This is a genomic window from Nocardia shimofusensis NBRC 100134, from assembly GCF_001613125.1.
In the GTDB taxonomy this organism is placed as follows: Bacteria; Actinomycetota; Actinomycetes; order Mycobacteriales; family Mycobacteriaceae; genus Nocardia; species Nocardia shimofusensis.
The window spans coordinates 95,339-116,429 of sequence record NZ_BDBT01000009.1; the positions used below are offsets into that span (position 1 = coordinate 95,339).

Sequence of the window (21,091 nt, forward strand, 5' to 3'; positions counted from 1 at the left end):
AAGAACGCTGCCCAGCCCGTCGCCGACGTGCCCGAGCAGATGCGGATTCGCCAGGACAAGCGTGCGCGGTTGCTCGCCGAAGGCGTCGAGGCCTACCCCGTGGTCGTTCCGCGCACCCATACCCTGGCCGAGATCCGGGCCGCCTATCCCGATCTGCCCGCCGACACCCAGACCGGGGAAAAAGCCGGTGTGGCCGGCCGTGTCATCTTCGTGCGCAATACCGGCAAGCTGTGCTTCGCCACTCTGCAGGAGGGCGACGGCACCAAATTGCAGGCGATGATCAGTCTCAACGGGGTCGGCGCCGACGCGCTCGCGGCCTGGAAGTCCGATGTGGATCTCGGCGACTACGTGTTCGTACACGGTGAGGTGATCGTTTCCCGCACCGGTGAATTGAGCGTCATGGCCGATTCCTGGACGATGGCGGCCAAGTCGCTGCGCCCCCTGCCGGTGGCGCACAAGGAGATGAACGAGGAATCGCGGGTCCGCCAGCGTTACGTGGATCTGATCCTGCGCCCGGAGGCCAGGCAGATGGCCAGGACGCGGGTCGCGGTGGTGCGGGCGCTGCGCAATGCGCTCGAACGCCGCGGCTTCCTCGAGGTCGAGACGCCGATGCTGCAGACCCTGCACGGCGGTGCGACGGCGCGGCCGTTCGTCACCCATTCCAATGCCCTCGATATGGACCTCTACCTGCGTATCGCGCCGGAGTTGTTCCTCAAGCGCTGTGTGGTCGGCGGCCTGGAGAAGGTCTTCGAGATCAACCGGAACTTCCGTAACGAAGGCGCCGATTCCACGCATTCGCCGGAGTTCGCGATGCTGGAAACCTACGAGGCCTACGGCACCTATGACGACTCCGCGACGATGATCAGGGAATTGATCCAGGAAGTCGCGCAAGAGGCCCTCGGCACACTGGTGGTAACCCTTCCCGACGGCAGCGAATACGACCTCGGCGGCGAGTGGGCGACCGTCGAGATGTATCCGTCGCTGTCCGAGGCGCTGGGCCGTCCGGTGACTCCGGAAACGACCGTCGAGGAATTGCGTTCGATCGCCGCGCATGTCGGGCTGGAAATTCCGGAGGGCAAGGGCTACGGCCACGGCAAACTCGTCGAAGAACTCTGGGAACACCAGTACGGCGACAAGCTGTACGCGCCGACTTTCGTGCGCGACTTCCCGGTGGAGACTTCTCCGCTCACCCGGCAACATCGCAGCAAGCCCGGCGTGACCGAGAAGTGGGATCTGTATGTGCGCGGCTTCGAGTTGGCCACCGGTTATTCCGAACTCGTCGATCCGGTGATCCAGCGGGAGCGGTTCGTCGATCAGGCCAGGCTCGCGGCCCAGGGGGACGAGGAGGCAATGGTCCTCGACGAAGACTTCCTCGCGGCGATGGAGTACGGTATGCCGCCGACGACCGGAACCGGTATGGGAATCGATCGCCTGTTGATGGCGCTCACCGGATTCGGAATCCGGGAAACGATACTGTTCCCAATTGTTCGTCCTGCTGCCCGATGAGTCGCAGTAGTAGATCGGAAGTAGTAGAGCGGCAGTAGTTCGGTGGTGCCGTTCGGGTCCCGTCTTGGAATTTTTTGACTTCAAGGTATTCTTATCACGGGTAATCGGCCTAGTCGCGGGTCGCACGATTTCGAGAGGACGTTCAGCTCATGGCAAAGAAGGTCACCGTTAGCCTGATCGACGATGTCGACGGTGAGTCCATCGCAGACGAGACCATCGAGTTTGCGATCGACGGAGTGTCGTACGAGATCGATCTGTCGTCGGTCAATGCCGCGAAGCTGCGTGACGGGCTGGAAGAGTGGGTTTCCAATGCGCGCCGGGTGAGCGGCCGTCGTCGCGCGAAGGCGGTGTCCGGCGGCGCCGCGGCGCCGAAGAGCCGAGTTTCGATCGATCGTGAACAAAGCGCCGCAATTCGTGAGTGGGCGCGCCGCAATGGCCACAAGGTGTCCGCGCGCGGCCGCATCTCCGCCGACATCACCGACGCCTACAACAAGGCTTCGAAGGGCTGACACGAAGAGCGGGATCTTTTTCCCACTGCCGCCCGGGTGAATCGTGCGACACCCGGGCGGCAGTGTGTTCGTGATCGGTCGCGCTCGTGACAGGACACGTCCCGGCGGGACAGTCCTGACAGGACGGCCCTGATAGGGCCTCGACATATTTCGGCCCGCCCCGTGGCAGCCGGCATCGGCAGGGGTGGGCGGCGCGGGCGATCTGTGCGATCGTTCCACTGGTGGTTCGTCGGTGATCGCCGGTGCGTTCCAGCGGCCGGTGATGTGGGAAAGATGAGGTGGCGGCGCGGTGACAGCATTCGTCGGTTCGTTGTTGCGGTACGTCGACGACAACGGACGGCAGCAGGAGTTCGAGCTGAGCGCCGAGCGTCAGCGCATCACGATCGGCCGTTCCCCGCAGGCCGACCTCTCGCTGAGCTGGGATGCCGAGGTCTCGCGGCTGCACGCGGCGGTCGAATACCTGGGCACGCACTGGACCATCGTCGACGACGGCCTCTCCCGCAACGGCACGTTCGTCAACGGCGAGCGGCTCACCGGCAGGCACCGGCTGCAGCCCGGCGACCGTATCCGGGTCGGCACCTCACTGGTCTCCTTCCACGAGTTCGGCACCCCCGCCGAGGACATCACCCGGGTGGCCACCGGCAGCACCCCCACCCTGCGCTCGCTCACCGAGACCCAGCTGGCGGTGCTCATCGCGCTGTGCAGGCCGTACAAGAACGGGGCGGGCTTCGCGACGCCCGCCTCCAATCAGCAGATCGCCGAGGAACTGTTCCTCAGCGTCGACGCCATCAAGACCCATCTGCGGGCGCTGTTCGCCAAGTTCGGGGTGGAGAACTTGCCGCAGAACCAGAAGCGGGTACGGCTGGCCGCGCTGGCCATGCAGAGCGGCATCATCTCCGACCGCGATCTGTGACCCGGCGTGCGGGGGCCGGGCGTCATCCCGGCCCGCTCGGGCGGGTGTAGAGGTGTTCGCTCTGGGCAAAACCCACACGGAAACGATTCGCCGACCGCTCGCGTTGTGAGTGAATGACCATGTGACCGCCGGTTCCCAATAGGGTGGACCGCAGGCGGCCGGAACCCCCGCCAACTAGAGTGGAGGCAGGGGCCGCAACCCCCGGGCTTCATGGCAGGCTGACGACCGACAGGCTGAAGAGCACTGAGTGTCGGATGCCACTGAAGGTCTGAGCAGGAGAGTGAGGGAGCGATGTTCGAGAGGTTCACCGACCGCGCGAGGCGCGTCGTTGTCCTGGCCCAAGAAGAGGCCAGGATGCTCAACCACAACTACATCGGCACCGAGCACATCCTGCTTGGCCTGATCCATGAGGGTGAAGGTGTCGCGGCCAAGTCGCTGGAGTCGCTCGGCATCTCGCTGGAGGGCGTGCGCAGCCAGGTCGAGGAGATCATCGGGCAGGGCCAGCAGGCCCCGTCCGGGCACATCCCCTTCACTCCGCGCGCCAAGAAGGTGCTGGAGCTGAGCCTGCGCGAGGCGCTGCAGCTGGGCCACAACTACATCGGCACCGAGCACATCCTGCTCGGCCTCATCCGCGAGGGCGAGGGCGTGGCGGCGCAGGTGCTGGTCAAGCTGGGTGCCGACCTGAACCGGGTCCGTCAGCAGGTCATCCAGCTGCTGTCCGGGTACCAGGGCAAGGAGCCGGTCGAGTCCGGCACCCGCGGCGAGACGGGCACCCCGTCGACCTCGCTGGTGCTCGACCAGTTCGGCCGCAACCTCACCCAGGCCGCCCTGGAGGGCAAGCTCGACCCGGTCATCGGCCGCTCGAAGGAGATCGAGCGGGTCATGCAGGTGCTGAGCCGCCGCACCAAGAACAACCCGGTGCTGATCGGCGAGCCCGGCGTCGGCAAGACCGCCGTGGTCGAGGGCCTGGCCCAGGCCATCGTCAACGGCGAGGTCCCCGAGACGCTCAAGGACAAGCAGCTCTACACCCTCGACCTGGGTTCCCTGGTCGCGGGCAGCCGTTACCGCGGTGACTTCGAGGAGCGCCTGAAGAAGGTGCTCAAGGAGATCAACACCCGCGGCGACATCATCCTGTTCATCGACGAGCTGCACACGCTGGTCGGCGCGGGCGCGGCCGAGGGCGCCATCGACGCGGCCTCGATCCTCAAGCCGAAGCTCGCTCGCGGTGAACTCCAGACGATCGGCGCCACCACTCTCGACGAGTACCGCAAGTACATCGAGAAGGACGCCGCCCTGGAACGCCGCTTCCAGCCGGTGCAGGTGGGCGAGCCGACCGTCGAGCACACCATCAACATCCTCAAGGGTCTGCGCGACCGCTACGAGGCGCACCACCGGGTCTCCATCACCGACGGCGCGCTGGTCGCCGCCGCCACCCTGGCCGACCGGTACATCAACGACCGGTTCCTGCCGGACAAGGCGATCGACCTCATCGACGAGGCGGGCGCGCGCATGCGCATCCGCCGGATGACCGCGCCGCCGGACCTGCGCGAGTTCGACGACAAGATCGCCGACGCCCGCCGGGAGAAGGAGTCCGCGATCGACGCGCAGGACTTCGAGAAGGCCGCGCGGCTGCGCGACAAGGAGAAGCAGCTCGTCGCCAAGCGTGCCGAGCGCGAGAAGCAGTGGCGTTCCGGTGATCTGGACGTCGTGGCCGAGGTCGACGACGAGCAGATCGCGGAGGTGCTGGCCAACTGGACCGGCATCCCGGTGTTCAAGCTCACCGAGGAGGAGACCACTCGTCTGCTCCGCATGGAGGACGAGCTGCACAAGCGGATCATCGGTCAGGAGGACGCCGTCAGGGCCGTCTCCAAGGCGATCCGCCGCACCCGCGCCGGTCTGAAGGACCCCAAGCGCCCCTCCGGGTCGTTCATCTTCGCCGGCCCGTCCGGTGTCGGTAAGACCGAGCTGTCCAAGGCGCTGGCGAACTTCCTGTTCGGCGACGACGACGCGCTCATCCAGATCGACATGGGCGAGTTCCACGACCGCTTCACCGCCTCGCGCCTGTTCGGTGCCCCTCCGGGCTACGTCGGCTACGAGGAGGGCGGCCAGCTCACCGAGAAGGTGCGCCGCAAGCCGTTCTCGGTGGTGCTGTTCGACGAGATCGAGAAGGCGCACCAGGAGATCTACAACACCCTGTTGCAGGTGCTCGAGGACGGCCGCCTGACCGACGGTCAGGGTCGCACGGTCGACTTCAAGAACACCGTGCTGATCTTCACCTCGAACCTCGGCACGCAGGACATCTCCAAGGCGGTCGGCCTGGGCTTCTCGGCGAGCAACAACGCCGGCTCGAACTACGAGCGGATGAAGCTCAAGGTCAACGACGAGCTCAAGAAGCACTTCCGCCCCGAGTTCCTCAACCGCATCGACGACGTGATCGTGTTCCATCAGCTCACCACCGACCAGATCGTCCAGATGGTGGACCTGATGATCAACCGCGTCGCCACGCAGCTGAAGAACAAGGACATGGCGATCGAGCTCACCGAGAACGCCAAGAACCTGCTGGCCAAGCGCGGCTTCGACCCCGTGCTCGGCGCCCGGCCGCTGCGCAGGACCATCCAGCGCGAGATCGAGGACCAGCTGTCGGAGAAGATCCTCTTCGGCGAGATCGGCCCCGGCCAGACCATCCTGGTCGACGTCGAAGGCTGGGACGGCGAAGGCTCCGGCGAGGATGCCCGCTTCACCTTCACCAGCAAGGCGAAGCTGACCAAGGCCGAGGACAAGCCCGAGGTCGTGCTGACCGGCGCCGCCGAAGGCGCCACCGAGGCCGCCTCCGGCGAGTAGCCCGCTCGCGAACACGACACGAGGCCCGCTCCGCTCGGAGCGGGCCTCGCTCGTTACTCCGGGTATTCAGGCGATCCACCGAGCCGTCGCGGCCTGCTACGCGGGTTGCGACACGGCGCTTTCCTGGGCGGCGAGCAACTCGTCGCCGTGCTCCACGATCCAGTCGGCGAGCGCGCGCATCGGTCCGTTCATCAGACTGGAACCCAGTGCGGTGAGCGCGTATTCGACGTGCGGCGGCGCCGTGCGGCGGCGCTCCCTGGCGATCAGACCATTGGCGAGCAGCCGCTGCAGGGCTTCGGTGAGCGCCTTGTCGCTGACCGGGCCGATGGTCGCGCGCAGCGCGTCGGCGCAGCGGACCTTCGTTCAGGGCGGCGATCACCACAGGATCCCAGCGGTGGGTGAACAGGTCGGTGGCAGCCCGTACGGGGCAGTCGACCGCCAGGAGCGGTACGGAGTCGAAGCCGATCATGTCTCGATGATCCCCCTCCCGTTGCGCACCGATCGGTGCGCAACGGCGGATCTACGGTGGCGATCACCCGAGCGGAGTCGCCGCACGGAGCCCCCGCGTGACCGCTCGGAACGGCTACTCCGGCGCGCTCGCGTCGGCGGCAGCCGGTTTCTGGTCCGCGGACCGGTCTTCGACCGCCTTCAGCGTGGGTGTCGCGGTGGCGGGACGGATCGGCAGCCTCGCCGCGACACGGTAGCCGCCGCTGGGCCGGGGGCCCGCGGTCAGCGCGCCGCCGAGGGCGTGGGCGCGCTCACGCATCGCGATGATGCCGTTCCGGCCACCGGGAGAACGGGTTTGGGTGCCCAGCGGGCGACTGTTGTCGATGGTGAGGTCGATCGACTCGGCGGTGTAGCGCACGCTGACCGTGGCGGTCGCGCCCGCCGCGTGCCGGATGACATTGGTCAGTGATTCCTGCACGATGCGGGCGGCCGCGGCGTCGATGTCCTCGGGCAGGGTGACCGGAGTGCCCACGACCTTGATCTGCACCGCCAGGCCGGTGGAGCGGGCCCGGCGCACCACCGAGTCCAGATCGGCGATGCTCGGCTCCGGCGGGCGCGGCGGGGGAGGGGGCGCGGGTTCGGCCGGTGCGCTGCGGGTGGTGTGGCCGCCGTCGCGATCGGCGCGGGCGGAGGGCGGCGGCATCCCGAGCCGACCGCTGACGCCGCCGCGTTTTCCGCTGCGGCGCGGGCGATCCGGATCGGCGGTCTTGTCGTCGGCCAGGGGGCCGGAGACCAGGCCGCGCCGGATGGTCGGCAGCATGGCGTGCACCTCGTCGAGCGAATCCTTGCTCGCCTTCTTGATCGCTGCCAGCGCCGACCGAGCCTGCATCGGCTTGCGCTCGAACAATTCCAGCGCCACCGAGGACTGCACGTTGATCAGCGAAAGGCTGTGCGCGAGAACGTCGTGCAGTTCGCGCGCCGACTGCAGCCGCTCCTCACAGGCGAACCGCTCGCGCTGGGCGTGCTCGGCCCGCCTGGCCGCGTCGAAACGTCGCTCCCGCAATTGCGCGATGAGCTTGCGCACCCGCAGCGCCTCCGCCGCGCCGACCACGACCACCAGCCAGCCCAGCACGGCCAGCGCCATCCAGCCGCTCACCGGCCGCCCCAGCAGCGCGGGCAGCGGCCAGGCGAACAGCAGGAAGCTCACGGGCGCGAAAGGGTATGTCCACCACCGCGACCCGTTGACCGCGGCGGTGAGGAAGGCGATCACGGGGGAGAGGAAGACCGGGCCGTAGCCGTAGTCCAGCGCGAGGTAGATCCCGCAGGCCGCCAGCGTCACCACCAGCACGGCCAGGGGTTCGACCTGGCGCAGAGCCAGGGCGATCGGTCCGGCCAGCAGCAGCACGCAGCCGAGCACGTCCAGCGAACGCACCCCAGACTGCCCCACATTCGCCGCCCGACCCCCCGCGACCTGGATCATCGCCACGATGAGCGCGATGGCGCAGTCGCGCACGATCGAGTCCCGATTCGCTATGGCTGGCACTGTCACCCCTGCAGCCTATTCGGCCATGCCGCCGAGGCTCCGGTCATGCGGTGATTTCGGCGGGTAAGGTCCGGGCATGGTCGACCAGTCCACTCGCCTTCCCGATCTGTCCGCCCGCCCGCACGAACTGTCCGTGGAGCGGGTGATGACCGCGCCCACCGCGCTGGTCTATGCCGCACTCACGCGCGGTTTCGATATCTGGCTGGCGGCGCCGGATTCGGTGCGAATGCGGCCCGAAGTCGGTGAACCGTTCTATTTCGAGACCGAATTCGAGGGCAAGCGCAATCCGCACTACGGCCGCTTCCTGCGTCTGGTCCCTTCGCGCGCGGTCGAGTTCACCTGGGTGACCGCCGCCACCGAGGGGGCGGAGACCGTGGTGCGCGTCGAGCTGGTGAAGCAGCCGCGCGGCATCAGATTGCGCTTGCGCCACAGTGGATTCGCCAGCGCCGCGGTCCGCGATCTGCACGAGCAGGTCTGGCCGAGGATGCTCGAGCAGCTCGAGGAGCGCACCGCGGCCGCGGTCGGTTGAGCCCGGTCATGTGAGCACCCGCCCGGAGTCGGCCTGTCGCGCCGGGCCTGGAAGGTCGGGCGGGGCGGGAACCGTCGGGCCGGAGGGGACCGTCGCGAAGCGGCCCGCACGATCCGGCACGCGAGTAGGTTCGACCGTGCAGGAGTTCGGCCCCAACAGCAATTCGGTCTCATCGTGAAAGGACAATGATGCCAACACGTACCGCGCGTACCGCTTGGTCCGGTGGTCTGCAGGACGGTTCCGGGCAGGTGGAGCTCGCCAGCTCCGGTGTCGGCAAGTACGACGTGTCGTTCCCGAAGCGCGCCGCCGACAACGCCGACGGGACCACCAGCCCCGAGGAACTGATCGCCGCCGCGCACTCGTCCTGCTACGCCATGGCGCTCTCGGCGCAGATCGCCGCCGACGGCGGCACTCCGGAGAGCCTGGACGTGACCGCCGATGTCACCCTCGCCCCCGACCCGGCGGGCGGCTTCCGCATCAGCGGCGTCAAGCTGACCGTGCGCGGCCGGGTGCAGGACCTGGATGCCGTCGGCTTCCTGGCCGCCGCCGAGGCCGCAAAGGCCGGTTGCCCGGTATCCAAGGCGCTGGCGGGCGTCGACGAGATCAGCCTCGACGCGGCGCTCGCCTGAGCCGACGAGACAGCCGGCGGCCGGGCCACGAGCACGGCCGTACCGGATCGAGTGGTGAAACGAGAAAGGGGCAGTGCGGGTCGGCCGACCCGCACTGCCCCTTTCTCGGCTCTACGCGACAGCCGGTTCCGGAGTCCGCGTACGGCCCGCGATGTCGGTGAGCGCCGCGAATCCGAGCCCCAGCGCCGCCCACAGCGTGGCCGACACCGCGAGCGAGGACACCCGGAACTGCCACAGCAGGCTCGGCGGGAAGTCCGCGGGTACCTCGTCCACACCCGGCAGCAGCACGTAGCCGACGGCCGTCACGGCCACGAACGCGAGCACGCCGCCGATCAACCGGACCGTCGACAGCTGCCCGGCCAGCACCTTGAACACATACAGGCCTGCCCCGACCGCGGCGATGCCGAGCAGCACGACCGCTACCCACAGCAGGGTGCGGTCGTTGATGGTGTCCGGATCGCCCACCGCGGGTGGGTTCGCCGGATACTTGAAGAACGGCACCGCGGCGACCGCGGCCCAGCCGCCGACACCGAGGAGCAGCCCCAGCGCGGGACCCGACAGCGAGGTGAAGCGGCGCGCGTAGTGCGCCACCGCGCCGAAGATGGCCCCGAGCGCCAGCCCGTAGAGGCCGAGCGCCAGGAACTGACCGAACTTCTGGCCGGTGCGGCTCACCGCCGCATCGTCACCGTGGGAGTGCCCGGCGGCGTCACCGTGGGAGTGCCCGGCGTCGCCGTGGGCGTGGCCGTCGGCGGCCGCTTCCGATGCCGCCATCGCCTCTTCGAGCGCGATCGCGGCATCGACATGGGGTTCACCGACGAAGTGGCCGACCGTGGCGGCCAGCAGACCGGCGATCACACCGGCCAGCAGACCACGCAACAACAGGGTTTTCAGTGATCCCGTCAGTGGCACGGGACGCCCAGCAGATGCCGTCCGTCGTGCATCAGCTCGTGCAGGAACATCCCGCCGCGCGAGATCGCGCCCTGATCGAAGCCGACCAGGTAGAGGGTGAGCAGTGCGAGAAGAACGACACCGACCGTGACGAGCACGGTCGCGACCGAATCGGTCGCCTTGGTGGCGGGGATGTGCGCGATGGCCATCGAGTCCTCCTGAGGGATCTGCGTCCCGTTAAGGGGGTTGTGCGACGGTGTTGGTGTCTGGCTCTCGCCGCCCCGAGAAGCCCCGCCGGTGGGCGGAGACGGACTCGGCACGTCGAATACAGTGGCGCGACCGCTCCGGATTCCCACCGGATTACCGCTCACCCTCGCTTGGTCACCTCGAACTGTGACATCCGTGGTTGTACGCCGTCAATACGGTGCTGACGGCGCAGACCCACGGATATCGCTCATTCGCTCGCGGCGGCCTTCGCGGGCACGTCGAGCACGACCTCGAACTCGAGCAGCGAGGCGCCCGTGGAGACCGGCTTCTTGTCGCCGCTGCCCGCGTGCGCGGTCCGGGCCGGACCGTCGCGCCACGCGGCGAAGGACTCTTCCGAATCCCACTGCGTGACAACGAAGTAGCGGTTGTCACCGGCGACCGGACGCAGCAGCTGGAACCCGAGGAAGCCCGGGGAATTCTCCACCGCGTGCGCGCGGCCCGCGAACCGCTTCTCCAGCTCGGGGCCCGCGCCCTCGGGGACCTCGATCGCATTGATCTTCACAACAGCCATACCGTCGACAATACGGCCGGGGCACAATCGAGTCGATGGTGACAGAGGCGAAGACGGCCGAGCGGGCGCACCGCGTCGGGCCGGTTCACGACGAAGGCGGCACGGGCGCGCCGATCCTGCTGCTGCACGGCCTGATGGGCAGCGCGGGCACCTGGTCCGGCCACCTGCGGTGGTTGCGCGACCACGGCCACGTGCGCACCTTCGACGCCGCCGGTCACGGCAGGCCTGCCCCGGCCGAACCGGCCACCGAGGCGTTCGTCGCCGACCTCGCCGAGTCCACCGCCGACATCACCGAGCCGATGGTGGTGATCGGGCACTCGATGGGGGCGCTGCACGGCTGGGTCTTCGCCGCGCGATATCCCGAGCGGGTGCGCGCGCTGGTCGTGGAGGACATCGGCCCCGACTTCACCGGTCGCACCGCCGCGAACTGGGCGGCCATGATCGAGGCCTGGCCGCAGCCGTTCCCCGACGCCGCGGCCGTGCTCGACTACTTCGGCGAGGTCGCGGGCCGCTACTTCCTGCGCTCCTTCCAGCACGGCGCGGACGGCTACCGCCTGCACGGGTCCGTTGCCACCTTCCGCGAGATCTCCGAGGAATGGGGCCGCCGCCATTTCTGGGACGAATGGAAGTCGGTGCGGGTGCCCACCCTGCTGATCGAGGGCGAGCACACCATCACCGTGCCGGGACAGATGCGTGCGATGGCCGAGGTCAACCCGCACGCCGAGTACGTGTGGGTCGAGGGCGCGGGACACCTGGTGCACGACGAACAGCCGCGGCGCTACCGGTCCGAGGTCGAGCGGTTCCTCGGCCGCGTCCTCGCCGACTGCTGAACTCGCCGACTGCTGAACTCGCCGATTGCTGAACTCGCCGGCCGCTGAACTCGCCGCCCGTCGCTCAGCGCTCGCCCTCGCCCGCCAGTGCGAACAACCCGTCGCCGGTCTGCTCGACGAGCCCGTCGACCAGCAGCGAGTCCAGCGCTCGATCGCGCTGACCGGGATCGCGGGTCCAGGCCAGATCCAGCCGGACCCGCTCGACCGGGCCCGCGGCATCGCGCAGCACGTCCAGCAGCCTGCCCCTGGCCTGCCGGTCGGTGCCCTCGTACTTCTGGGTCCGGCGCACCACCTGCGAGGCGGGCCGACCGGCCTCGACCCAGGCGCAGCGCGGCAGCGGGCAGCGCGAACACTCCGGGCTGCGGGCCGTGCAGACGGTCGCCCCCAATTCCATCAGCGCGGCGGAGAAGCGGGCGGCGGGTTCGACGGCGAGCGGCAGCAGCGCCTCGGTCTCGACCAGATCGCGCGCGGCCGCGTTACCCGCCTCGGCTCGGCCGTGTACCGCCCGCGCCACCACACGCCGGACATTGGTGTCGACCACCGGCACCCGCTGTCCATAGGCGAAGCAGGCCACCGCGCGGGCTGTGTAGTCGCCGATGCCGGGCAGCCCGAGCAGCACCTCGACCTCGGCGGGTACCTCGTCACCGTGCCGCTCGGCGAGCACTCGCGCGCATTCGTGCAGGCGCAGCGCCCGGCGCGGGTATCCGAGCTTGCCCCACGCGCGCAGAACCTCGGCCTGCGTACTGGCCGCCATCGCCGAGGGCGCAGGCCAGCGCCTGACCCACTCCAGCCAGATCGGCTCGACCCGCACCACCGGGGTCTGCTGGAGCATGATCTCGCTCATCAGAATCTGCCACGCGGTCACGCCGGGGCGTCGCCAGGGCAGGTCACGAGCGGTTTCGCCGTACCAGGTGAGTAGGATGTCCGCGGGAATGCTGCTCGTCTCGGCACCCGCTGTTCCGTTCCGTCGATCCACGCCGCCCCGCACCCGTCCTCACCGTCTCGACCGCCGCTGTGACAGTCCTAGTTTGCCCACCCGTAACCGAAGTGACTCGCTGGTAGCGGTCATGCCAGGCACAATGATCGGTATGCCTGACTCGAATCCGTTAAGCGCTTGGAAGTCTCTTCGCGAGGGTAACGAGCGATTCGTCAGCGGCGACGTGCTGCATCCTAGTCAGGGGCTGGTCGACCGGGCCAGGCTCGCGGCGGGGCAACAACCCAAGGCCATTCTCTTCGGCTGCGGTGATTCGCGGGTCGCCGCCGAGCTCATCTTCGACCAGGGCCTCGGCGACATGTTCGTGGTGCGCACGGCGGGCCACGTCATCGACAGCTCGGTACTCGGCTCCATCGAGTACGGCGTGGAAGTGCTGGACGTGCCGCTGATCGTGGTCCTCGGACACGACAGCTGCGGTGCGGTCAAAGCCACCCTCGACGCCCTCGACGGCGGCGAGGTGCCCGGCGGCTTCATCCGCAGCATCGTCGAGCGGGTCACCCCGTCCATCCTCCTCGGCCGTCGCGAAGGTCTGTCCAGCGTCGACGAGATGGAGGCCAGGCACGTGGTCGAGACCTCGCGCCTGCTCATGCAGCGCTCCATGATCATCTCCAGCAAGGTCGCCACCGGCGAACTGGCCATCGCCGCGGTCACCTACAAACTGGCCGAGGGCAAGATCCAGCTGCAACGTGTCGTCGGCAACATCGGGGAAGTGGCCTGAACCAGGCAGAGGCGACATAACAGCAGCTCGACGGCGGCCCGGACGTCGCGTGCCTGCCCCGGCCGGGTCCGACACGCCGAGGTCATGAGACCACGCGCCGCTCGGTGGCCGTAAGTTTGAAGCGTGCTGGAACCGACTGGACCGCTGCCTCCGGAGATCTACTGGCGTCGTCGTGTTTTCGCCGTCGGGGTTCTCGTCGTGGTGCTCGCGCTACTGATCTGGATCGTGCTGATGGTCGCGCGTGGCGGCGATTCCGCCGGCGGTGCGCAGGCCACGTCGACCACTGTCGCCGCACCGGCCGGTGACGGCAAGGTCGAGCCTTCCGGGAGCGCCGCGGCCGGTGCCGCCGAACTCTCGTCCTCCGATACGGCGCAGCCCGCGCGAGCCCAGTGCCCCGACCAGTCGCTCGCGGTCAAGGTGACCGTGGCCCAGCCGACCTACCGCGTCGGCGAGAAGCCGGTGTTCGGAATCGTCATCACCAACATCTCCGCCGAGCCGTGCTCGCGCGACTTCGGTTCCGCCGCGCAGCAGATCTCGGTGCAGACCCTCGACGGCAGCCGCAGGCTCTGGACGAGCACCGACTGCTACCCGGAAGGAAAACCGGACACCCGCACCCTGGACCGCGGCGAGCAAGCCGCCTTCCAGGTCACCTGGTCCGGTTCCACCTCCCAGCCGGAGTGCGCGGGGGAGCGCGTGCCGGTCCCGCCGGGCGCCTACACGGTCGTGGCCCAGCTGGGTTCGGTGCGCAGCACGGCCGAACCGTTCAACATCGCTTGAGCCGACCCGCTCGAGCCGACCCGCTCGAGCCGACCCGCTCGAGCCGACACGGTCTGCGCCGATTCGTCCGGGTTCGGTCTCACCCCTCGGACCTGCGTCCGCGCAGGCCCGCGATGCGCAGGGCCGAGCGCACGTCGCCGACCTCGTGGATGCGAATCCCCTTGACCTTCACCTGTTCCGACCCCGGCGGCACCAGCGCGGTGGTGAACCCGAGGCGCTGGGCCTCGGCGAGCCTGCGCGCCACCCCGGTCACCTTGCGCACCTCGCCGGCCAGGCCGACCTCCCCGAGGATCACCCAGCCCGAAGGCAGCGCGGTATCGCATTCGGCGCTGGCGATGGCCAGCGCGATGGCCAGGTCGGCGGAAGGCTCGACCAGCCGCATACCGCCCACCGTGGCGGCGTATACGTCGTGCTTGCCCAGGAACACCCGTCCCCGGCTCTGCAGCACGGCCAGCACCATCGCGACCCGGTTGTAGTCCAGCCCGCTGACCGCGCGGCGGGGCGCGGGGATCTCGGTCTTGACCGTCAGTCCCTGCACCTCGCCCACCAGCGGCCGCTTGCCGTCCATCGCCACGGTCACCGCGGTGCCGGAGACCGGGTCGGTCCGGTGGTGCAGGAACAGTCCGGACGGGTCGTCGACGCAGGCGATGCCGTCCTCGTGCAACTCGAAGCAGCCCACCTCGTCGGCGCTGCCGAACCGGTTCTTGATGCCGCGCACCATGCGCAGCGTGGAATTCTTGTCGCCCTCGAACTGCAGCACCACGTCCACCAGGTGCTCGAGCGTGCGCGGGCCCGCCACATTGCCGTCCTTGGTGACGTGCCCGACCAGCAGCACCGCGATCCCGCTCGCCTTGGCCAGCGAGGTCAGCGCCGCGGTCACCGCGCGGACCTGGGTGACGCCGCCGATCACGCCGTCGGCCTCGGGCGCGAGCATGGTCTGCACCGAGTCGACCACCAGCAGGCTCGGGCGCACCTGCTCGACGTGGCCGAGCACGATCGACAGATCCGACTCGGCCGCCAGATAGACCCGCTCGTGCACCGCCCCGGTGCGGTCGGCCCGCAGTCTGACCTGCCCCGCCGATTCTTCGGCGGTGACGTAGAGGGCCTTCTCGCCCGGCCTGCGCGCCCACTGATGGGCCACCTCGAGCAGCAGGGTCGACTTGCCCACCCCCGGCTCGCCGGAGAGCAGCACGACCGAACCCGCCACCACCCCGCCGCCGAGCACTCGATCGAGTTCGGACACCCCGCTCGGGCGGGCCTTGGTGATCTGGGAGTCGATGGCCGACAGCGGCGCGGCCGCGGTGCTGGGCAGCATCGCGCGCCTGCCCGGGGCTCCCCTGGACGCCGCACCCACAGCGACCGCCGCCACCTCGTCCACCGTGCCCCAGGCGCCGCAGTCCGGGCATTTGCCCACCCATTTGGCCACCTCGTGCGCACAGGCCGAGCACCGGAAGATCGCCTTGGTCTTTGCCACACCGGCACCTTACGCAGCGGTGCCGACAGAACGAGAAAGGCTGCCGCACCGCGCGACAGCCTTTCTCGTGGTTCGTGTTCCCGGGTGGGAACAGCCGCTCAGTGGCCGCCCGCGCCCTCGGGGGCAGGACCGGACAGCGGCGACTCCTGGCGCTCGGCCTCCAGGCCCGCGTCGACGGGGACCTCGATCTGCACGGTGCCGTTCTCCTTGAAGTTGAAGGAGACGGTGTAGGTCAGGCCGGGGGAGATGTCGCGGGTCAGGCCGGTGATCTCGATCTTGGCGGGCGCCGCGGCGTCCTGACCGTCGGAGCCCTGCTCCGCGGGGCTCGCCTCGCCGCCCTGGTCGCCCGCGGCGGTGGTGCTGCCCGCGGGGCCGGAGGTGACGATCTCCTGCGGGCCGATCTTCAGGGTCTTCTCACCGGCGGCCGGGGTGATGGTCACCTTGCCGAGGTCGGTGGTGACGCTGGTCAGCTCGTCGGGGGTCTCGCCGCTGTTGTTCACGATGGACAGGGCCAGCAGCGCCTTGCCGCCCGCCACATTGGTGTAGCCCTCGCCGGGGTACACGATGTGGACATTGCGCAGTGAGATGTCCTCGACGTCGGCGTGGTTGCCGTTGATGGCCGCCGCCTGGTTGGCGGTCTGCGAGATCTGACCCGCGCTGCAGCCGGACAGCGCGAGTGCGGCGCCTGCGGCGAATGCGGCCACCGTCACCATCAGACGTGAGTTCAGGGCAGTCACGGCTTGTCCTCCATGTCGACCGGGCACACTCCGCTACGGAGAGTAGTAACTAGGCAGCGTAGTAGTCGAGTCCCACGCCGACGCTGGCGGGTGGTCGACACGCGGGGGACTGTCGGCACACGGGTCCGCCGACACGGGGTGGTGCGGGCATCCGTTGGATAACGGTTGGGCCGGGCGTGCGGGTTTGCGCCGTGACCGCCGTGGGGGCGGCCGCGGGGCGGCACTGGTGGTGCCCGGCGATAACTCCTTCTGGCACAACGTGATGCACACCGCGCAGGTTCTGTCAACCCCCGCGGAGTCCTCGTTGTGGCCCTGACCTGCACAGTTGATCGCGCCGTTATCGAGTCGCATGTTAAACTGTGAACATCGAAAGGGGCACGGGACACATGATTTTTAAGGTCGGAGACACCGTCGTTTACCCCCACCACGGAGCGGCGCTGATCGAAGCAATCGAGACTCGCACCATCAAGGGTGAGCAAAAAGAGTATCTGGTCCTCAAGGTCGCCCAGGGCGATCTGACCGTACGCGTTCCCGCGGAAAATGCCGAATACGTCGGCGTCCGCGACGTCGTGGGCCAGGAGGGTCTCGATCGGGTCTTCCAGGTGCTACGCGCGCCGCACACCGAGGAGCCGACCAACTGGTCCCGTCGCTACAAGGCCAACCTGGAGAAGCTCGCCTCCGGCGATGTGAACAAGGTGGCCGAGGTCGTTCGCGACCTGTGGCGTCGTGAGCAGGACCGCGGTCTTTCCGCTGGTGAGAAGCGCATGCTGGCCAAGGCCCGGCAGATCCTGGTGGGTGAACTCGCGCTCGCCGAGGGCACCGACGACGGCAAGGCCGAGACCCTGCTCGACGAGGTCCTCGCCGCGGCGTCCTGACGCCACCGCCGATCGATCGATGAACAACACCGACAGCGACGCTGCCGTCGTTGCCTTGGTGCCTGCCGCCGGCCGCGGCGTCCGCCTGGGAGAGGAATCTCCCAAGGCGTTCGTCCCGGTCGGCGGCACGCCCATGGTCCGACTCGCCGTGGACGGCCTGCTGGCCTCCGGGGTGGTCGACCGCATAGTCGTGATGGTTCCCGCCGAATTCTCCGAGCGCGCAGTCGCCCTGCTGCCGTCCTCGGATGCCGTGCGGGTCGTGATCGGCGGCGCCGAGCGCACCGATTCGGTGCGCGCCGGGCTCGCCGACGCGCCGGATGCCGGATATTTCCTGGTGCACGACGCCGCCCGCGCGCTGACACCGCCCGACCTCATCGGGCGAATCGTCGGCGAATTGCGGGCAGGCCACCGCGCCGTGATTCCGGTGCTCCCGGTGGTCGACACCATCAAATCCGTGGATGCCGACGGCGTGGTCACCGGCACTCCCGATCGGGCGTCGCTGCGCGCCGTCCAGACACCTCAGGGCTTCGCCGCCGATCTGCTGCGCACGGCCTACGCGGCCGATGTGCCCGCGACCGACGACGCCGGTCTGGTGGAACGCCTCGGCGTCGCGGTGCGCACCGTGCCCGGGGATGCGCTGGCCTTCAAGATCACCACCCCGCTGGACCTGCGGCTGGCCGAGACGCTGATCTCCCACCGCGTATGACCGGCTCTCCGCGATGTGAGACGGTCTGAGCATGCGAGTGGGAATCGGCAGCGACGTGCACCCGATCGAGCCGGGCAGACCGTGCTGGATGGCCGGGCTGTTGTTCGAGGACGCCGACGGCTGCGCCGGGCACTCCGACGGTGACGTGGCCGCGCACGCCCTGTGCGACGCGCTGCTCTCGGCCGCCGGTCTCGGCGATGTGGGCGCGGTCTTCGGCACCGGCCGTCCGGAATGGGCGGGCGTCTCCGGGGCGACCATGCTCACCGAAGTGCGCAGGCTGCTCGCCGAGGCGGGGTTCGACATCGGCAATGCCGCGGTGCAGGTGATCGGCAACCGGCCCAAGATCGGGCCTCGTCGCGCCGAGGCCCAGCAGGTGCTCGGCGAGTTGCTCGGCGCTCCCGTCTCGGTGTCGGGCACCACGACCGACGGGCTCGGCCTGACCGGCCGCGGCGAGGGTGTCGCGGCCGTCGCCACAGCGCTGATCCGGCCGCGGGCCTGAGGCGCGGACGGCCCCTCCGGTGAGGGGCATATAGCACCGCTGACGCGTCGGGTCGAACCGGGGCACGAACACCCCGCTACCACCGACTAGGATCGACCCCCGTGACACTGCGCCTCTTTGACACCGAAAGCCGAACCATGCGCGAATTCGCGCCGCTGGTTCCCGGCCGCGCTTCGGTGTACTTGTGTGGCGCCACCGTGCAGGGCGAACCCCATATCGGTCATGTGCGTTCCGGCGTCGCCTTCGACGTGCTGCGACGGTGGTTGCAGGCACACGACTACGACGTCTGGTTCATCCGCAACGTCACCGACATCGACGACAAGATCCTCAACAAGGCCGCCGAGGCGGGCCGCCCCTGGTGGGAGTGGACCGCCACCTACGAGCGGGCCTTCGACCGCGCCTACGACCTGCTCGGTGTGCAGCCGCCCTCGGCCGAACCGCGCGCCACCGGCCACATCACCCAGATGGTCGAACTCATGCAGCGCCTGATCGATCGCGGGCACGCCTACGCCTCCGCGGGCAACGTCTACTTCGACGTGCGGAGCTACCCGGAGTACGGCTCGCTGTCCGGGCACAAACTCGACGACGTCCACCAGGGCGAGAGCGCGGGCGAGGGCAAGCGCGACCCGCGCGACTTCACGTTGTGGAAGGCCGCCAAGCCCGGTGAGCCGAACTGGCCATCGCCGTGGGGGCCCGGTCGTCCGGGCTGGCACCTGGAGTGCTCGGCGATGGCCGGGTTCTATCTCGGCCCCGAGTTCGACATCCATTGCGGCGGCTTGGATCTGGTGTTCCCGCACCACGAGAACGAGATCGCCCAGTCCAAGGCCGCCGGTGACGGTTTCGCCCGCTACTGGCTGCACAACGGCTGGGTGACCATGGGCGGGGAGAAGATGTCCAAGTCCCTGGGCAATGTGCTCTCCGTGCCGAACGTGCTGACCACGGTGCGCGCGGTGGAACTGCGCTTCTACCTCGGCAGCGCCCACTACCGCTCCATGCTCGAGTACTCCGACAAGGCGCTCGAGGACGCCGTCGCCGCCTACCGTCGCATCGAGGCGTTCCTGCACCGGGCCACCACCCGGGTCGGGGAGATTCCGGTCGGCAAGTGGACCGACGCCTTCGCCGAGGCGATGGACGACGATCTCGCGGTGCCGCGCGCGCTGGCCGAGGTTTTTCGCGTGGTGCACGAGGGCAACAAGGCGCTGGAGTCCGGCGCTGTCGACACCGCGCGCGAGCTGGCCGGTCAGGTGCGCGGCATGCTGTCCGTGCTCGGCGTGTGCCCGTTCGACGCGCAATGGCAGGGCGCGAAGGACGATTCGGAGGCCGAGCAGGCGCTCGACAGCCTGATTCGCGCCGAACTCGAGCGTCGTCGGCAGGCTCGGGCGGACAAGGATTGGGCCGCCGCCGACGCGGTGCGCGACCGCTTGCAGGCCGCAGGCATCGAAGTGACCGATACCCCGAACGGCCCGGAATGGTCGCTGAGCGCTGGTGGAAAGGCGAACTGATGGCAGGCAATTCGCAGAGACGCGGCGCGGTGCGCAAGGGCGGCACCAAGAAGGGGCAGGTCGTCGGCTCCGGCGGCAAGCGCAGGCGCGGTCTGGAGGGCCGGGGCGCGACCCCGCCCGCCGAGGCGCGCACCAAGCATCCCGCCGCCAAGCGCGCCGCGGCCGCGGCCAAGGCGGCGGCGCGGTCGGGTTCGCGCGGCGGGACGGGCCGTCCGGCGGGTCGTAAGCACGACGATGGTCCCGAATTGGTCCTCGGCCGCAACCCGGTGGTGGAGTGCCTGCGCGCGGGAGTGCCCGCGACGGCGCTGTATGTCGCGGTGGGCGCCGAGAACGACGAGCGGCTCAGCGAGAGCGTGCAAACGGCCGCCGACGCGGGCATCTCGATCCTGGAGGTGCCGCGCACCGACCTGGACCGGCTGAGCTCCAACGGCCTGCACCAGGGCATGGCGCTGCAGGTCCCGCCCTACCGCTACGCCCATCCCGACGATCTGGCCGAGCTGGCGCGCAGCTCCGCCCAGCCCGCCCTGCTGGTCGCGCTGGACAACATCTCCGATCCGCGCAATCTGGGTGCGGTGATCCGCTCGGTGGCCGCGTTCGGCGGGCACGGCGTGGTCATCCCGCAGCGGCGCAGCGCCAGCGTGACCGCGGTGGCCTGGCGTACCAGCGCAGGCGCGGCGGCTCGGCTGCCGGTCGCGCGCGCGACGAATCTGACTCGCACACTGAAGGACTGGGCCGACCAGGGGATGCGGATCATCGGCCTGGACGCCGGTGGCGACACCACGCTCGACGATCTCGACGGCAGCGACCCCACCGTCATCGTGGTCGGCTCGGAGGGCAAGGGCCTCTCCCGCCTGGTCCGCGAGACCTGTGACGAGGTGCTGAGCATCCCGATGGCAGGTCCGGTCGAGTCGCTCAACGCCTCGGTCGCCGCGGGCGTGGTGCTCGCCGAGATCGCCCGCCAGCGCCGAGGCTGACCCGAACAATCTTGCGGCGCAAGGGCTTCCGGGCGGGTGAGGATGCCCGTCCGGTTGCCCGGTCGCAGTGCCCGGCGCCGACGCTCGGAGGGGCAAAAGACGCGCGAATGCGCTCGCGCCCCGTAGAATTCGGGTGGTGATACCCAATCAGCCACCCGGTTCGCCGGTCGAGCATCCGCACGCTACGGCGGTGTTGTTCCTCGGCGCGGCGAGCATTCTCTGCTGCGGCGCGTTCGGTCCGGTGGCGTGGGCGCTGGGGAAGCGTGCGCTCGACCAGATCGAGGAATCCGGCGGCGGGTTCGGCGGCCGCGCGCAGGTCGTGGTCGGTTACACCCTCGGGGTCATCGGCACGATTCTGATGATCTGCATGGCCGCGCTGTTCGGCTTCATGCTGCTCGGCGGAGGCTGAGCGGCGGCCCGCC

At 69.2% G+C, this 21,091-nt stretch carries 23 protein-coding genes; 15 read left to right on the forward strand and 8 right to left on the reverse strand.

Annotated elements, in window-relative coordinates; translation table 11 throughout:
* Window positions 1-39: 39 nt before the first annotated feature.
* The 4 genes from lysS (at window position 40) to NS3_RS12340 (ending at window position 5,769) form a co-directional block, all read left to right on the forward strand.
* Complete coding sequence (lysS, locus tag NS3_RS12325) at window positions 40-1,506, forward strand: lysine--tRNA ligase (RefSeq protein ID WP_067858831.1); 1,467 nt, start codon at window positions 40-42, stop codon at window positions 1,504-1,506.
* 149 nt (window positions 1,507-1,655) lie between these two features.
* On the forward strand, window positions 1,656-2,015 hold the full coding sequence (locus NS3_RS12330; RefSeq protein WP_067858458.1) for a histone-like nucleoid-structuring protein Lsr2: 360 nt from the start codon (window positions 1,656-1,658) through the stop codon (window positions 2,013-2,015).
* 289 nt (window positions 2,016-2,304) lie between these two features.
* Window positions 2,305-2,928: an FHA domain-containing protein gene (locus NS3_RS12335; protein ID WP_067858461.1), complete on the forward strand. Its 624-nt coding sequence runs from the start codon at window positions 2,305-2,307 to the stop codon at window positions 2,926-2,928.
* A 291-nt stretch (window positions 2,929-3,219) separates the two neighbouring features.
* Window positions 3,220-5,769 (forward strand): ATP-dependent Clp protease ATP-binding subunit, encoded by a 2,550-nt coding sequence (locus NS3_RS12340; RefSeq protein ID WP_067858464.1) that lies wholly within the window; start codon window positions 3,220-3,222, stop codon window positions 5,767-5,769.
* 96 nt (window positions 5,770-5,865) lie between these two features.
* Here NS3_RS12340 and NS3_RS30565 read toward each other — a convergent pair whose 3' ends face one another.
* Both NS3_RS30565 and NS3_RS12350 read right to left on the reverse strand, forming a co-directional pair.
* Window positions 5,866-6,108 (reverse strand): winged helix-turn-helix transcriptional regulator, encoded by a 243-nt coding sequence (locus tag NS3_RS30565; RefSeq protein WP_373865301.1) that lies wholly within the window; start codon window positions 6,106-6,108, stop codon window positions 5,866-5,868.
* Between the two features lie 244 nt (window positions 6,109-6,352).
* Window positions 6,353-7,765: a sensor histidine kinase gene (locus NS3_RS12350; RefSeq protein WP_084495437.1), complete on the reverse strand. Its 1,413-nt coding sequence runs from the start codon at window positions 7,763-7,765 to the stop codon at window positions 6,353-6,355.
* Between the two features lie 70 nt (window positions 7,766-7,835).
* Here NS3_RS12350 and NS3_RS12355 point away from each other — a divergent pair, with 70 nt between their 5' ends.
* Window positions 7,836-8,288: an SRPBCC family protein gene (locus tag NS3_RS12355; RefSeq protein WP_067858467.1), complete on the forward strand. Its 453-nt coding sequence runs from the start codon at window positions 7,836-7,838 to the stop codon at window positions 8,286-8,288.
* A 188-nt stretch (window positions 8,289-8,476) separates the two neighbouring features.
* The gene (locus tag NS3_RS12360; RefSeq protein WP_067858841.1) at window positions 8,477-8,917 is read left to right on the forward strand and encodes an OsmC family peroxiredoxin; all 441 of its coding nucleotides are present in this window, start codon (window positions 8,477-8,479) and stop codon (window positions 8,915-8,917) included.
* 111 nt (window positions 8,918-9,028) lie between these two features.
* Here the strand turns inward: NS3_RS12360 and NS3_RS12365 are convergent, their stop codons facing one another.
* The 3 genes from NS3_RS12365 to NS3_RS12375 all read right to left on the reverse strand — a co-directional run bounded on the left by NS3_RS12365 (window position 9,029) and on the right by NS3_RS12375 (window position 10,583).
* Window positions 9,029-9,826, reverse strand: coding sequence for a CbtA family protein (locus NS3_RS12365; RefSeq protein ID WP_067858469.1), 798 nt, complete (start codon window positions 9,824-9,826; stop codon window positions 9,029-9,031).
* Window positions 9,817-10,014, reverse strand: coding sequence for a CbtB domain-containing protein (locus tag NS3_RS12370; RefSeq protein ID WP_067858472.1), 198 nt, complete (start codon window positions 10,012-10,014; stop codon window positions 9,817-9,819). Before NS3_RS12370 ends, NS3_RS12365 begins: the two co-directional genes overlap by 10 nt.
* Window positions 10,015-10,259: 245 nt before the next feature.
* On the reverse strand, window positions 10,260-10,583 hold the full coding sequence (locus NS3_RS12375; protein ID WP_067858475.1) for an antibiotic biosynthesis monooxygenase family protein: 324 nt from the start codon (window positions 10,581-10,583) through the stop codon (window positions 10,260-10,262).
* Window positions 10,584-10,618: 35 nt separating this feature from the next.
* Between NS3_RS12375 and NS3_RS12380 the strand changes: the two genes are divergently transcribed.
* Window positions 10,619-11,413: an alpha/beta fold hydrolase gene (locus tag NS3_RS12380; protein WP_067858478.1), complete on the forward strand. Its 795-nt coding sequence runs from the start codon at window positions 10,619-10,621 to the stop codon at window positions 11,411-11,413.
* Window positions 11,414-11,477: 64 nt separating this feature from the next.
* Here NS3_RS12380 and NS3_RS12385 read toward each other — a convergent pair whose 3' ends face one another.
* Entirely contained in the window at window positions 11,478-12,389 is a 912-nt protein-coding gene (locus tag NS3_RS12385; protein ID WP_084495439.1) for an HhH-GPD family protein, read from the reverse strand.
* Window positions 12,390-12,501: 112 nt separating this feature from the next.
* Here NS3_RS12385 and NS3_RS12390 point away from each other — a divergent pair, with 112 nt between their 5' ends.
* Both NS3_RS12390 and NS3_RS12395 read left to right on the forward strand, forming a co-directional pair.
* Window positions 12,502-13,125 (forward strand): carbonic anhydrase, encoded by a 624-nt coding sequence (locus tag NS3_RS12390; protein WP_067858846.1) that lies wholly within the window; start codon window positions 12,502-12,504, stop codon window positions 13,123-13,125.
* 123 nt (window positions 13,126-13,248) lie between these two features.
* On the forward strand, window positions 13,249-13,902 hold the full coding sequence (locus NS3_RS12395; RefSeq protein ID WP_067858485.1) for a hypothetical protein: 654 nt from the start codon (window positions 13,249-13,251) through the stop codon (window positions 13,900-13,902).
* A gap of 79 nt (window positions 13,903-13,981) precedes the next feature.
* On the opposite strand, the gene radA is transcribed toward NS3_RS12395, so the two are convergent.
* Window positions 13,982-15,376, reverse strand: a complete 1,395-nt coding sequence (gene radA / locus NS3_RS12400; protein WP_067858488.1) for a DNA repair protein RadA — start codon at window positions 15,374-15,376, stop codon at window positions 13,982-13,984.
* A 98-nt stretch (window positions 15,377-15,474) separates the two neighbouring features.
* Window positions 15,475-16,113 (reverse strand): copper chaperone PCu(A)C domain-containing protein, encoded by a 639-nt coding sequence (locus NS3_RS12405; RefSeq protein ID WP_169811637.1) that lies wholly within the window; start codon window positions 16,111-16,113, stop codon window positions 15,475-15,477.
* A 386-nt stretch (window positions 16,114-16,499) separates the two neighbouring features.
* Here NS3_RS12405 and carD point away from each other — a divergent pair, with 386 nt between their 5' ends.
* From carD to NS3_RS12435, 6 genes are all read left to right on the forward strand, one after another.
* On the forward strand, window positions 16,500-16,988 hold the full coding sequence (gene carD, locus NS3_RS12410) for an RNA polymerase-binding transcription factor CarD (protein ID WP_011206964.1): 489 nt from the start codon (window positions 16,500-16,502) through the stop codon (window positions 16,986-16,988).
* Window positions 16,989-17,007: 19 nt separating this feature from the next.
* The gene (gene ispD, locus NS3_RS12415; protein ID WP_067858491.1) at window positions 17,008-17,694 is read left to right on the forward strand and encodes a 2-C-methyl-D-erythritol 4-phosphate cytidylyltransferase; all 687 of its coding nucleotides are present in this window, start codon (window positions 17,008-17,010) and stop codon (window positions 17,692-17,694) included.
* A gap of 31 nt (window positions 17,695-17,725) precedes the next feature.
* The gene (gene ispF / locus NS3_RS12420) at window positions 17,726-18,193 is read left to right on the forward strand and encodes a 2-C-methyl-D-erythritol 2,4-cyclodiphosphate synthase (protein WP_067858494.1); all 468 of its coding nucleotides are present in this window, start codon (window positions 17,726-17,728) and stop codon (window positions 18,191-18,193) included.
* 101 nt (window positions 18,194-18,294) lie between these two features.
* The gene (gene cysS / locus NS3_RS12425; protein ID WP_067858498.1) at window positions 18,295-19,695 is read left to right on the forward strand and encodes a cysteine--tRNA ligase; all 1,401 of its coding nucleotides are present in this window, start codon (window positions 18,295-18,297) and stop codon (window positions 19,693-19,695) included.
* Window positions 19,695-20,669 (forward strand): 23S rRNA (guanosine(2251)-2'-O)-methyltransferase RlmB, encoded by a 975-nt coding sequence (gene rlmB, locus NS3_RS12430; RefSeq protein ID WP_067858852.1) that lies wholly within the window; start codon window positions 19,695-19,697, stop codon window positions 20,667-20,669. Before cysS ends, rlmB begins: the two co-directional genes overlap by 1 nt.
* A 136-nt stretch (window positions 20,670-20,805) precedes the next feature.
* Window positions 20,806-21,078: a DUF4190 domain-containing protein gene (locus NS3_RS12435; protein WP_245649584.1), complete on the forward strand. Its 273-nt coding sequence runs from the start codon at window positions 20,806-20,808 to the stop codon at window positions 21,076-21,078.
* Window positions 21,079-21,091: the final 13 nt, after the last annotated feature.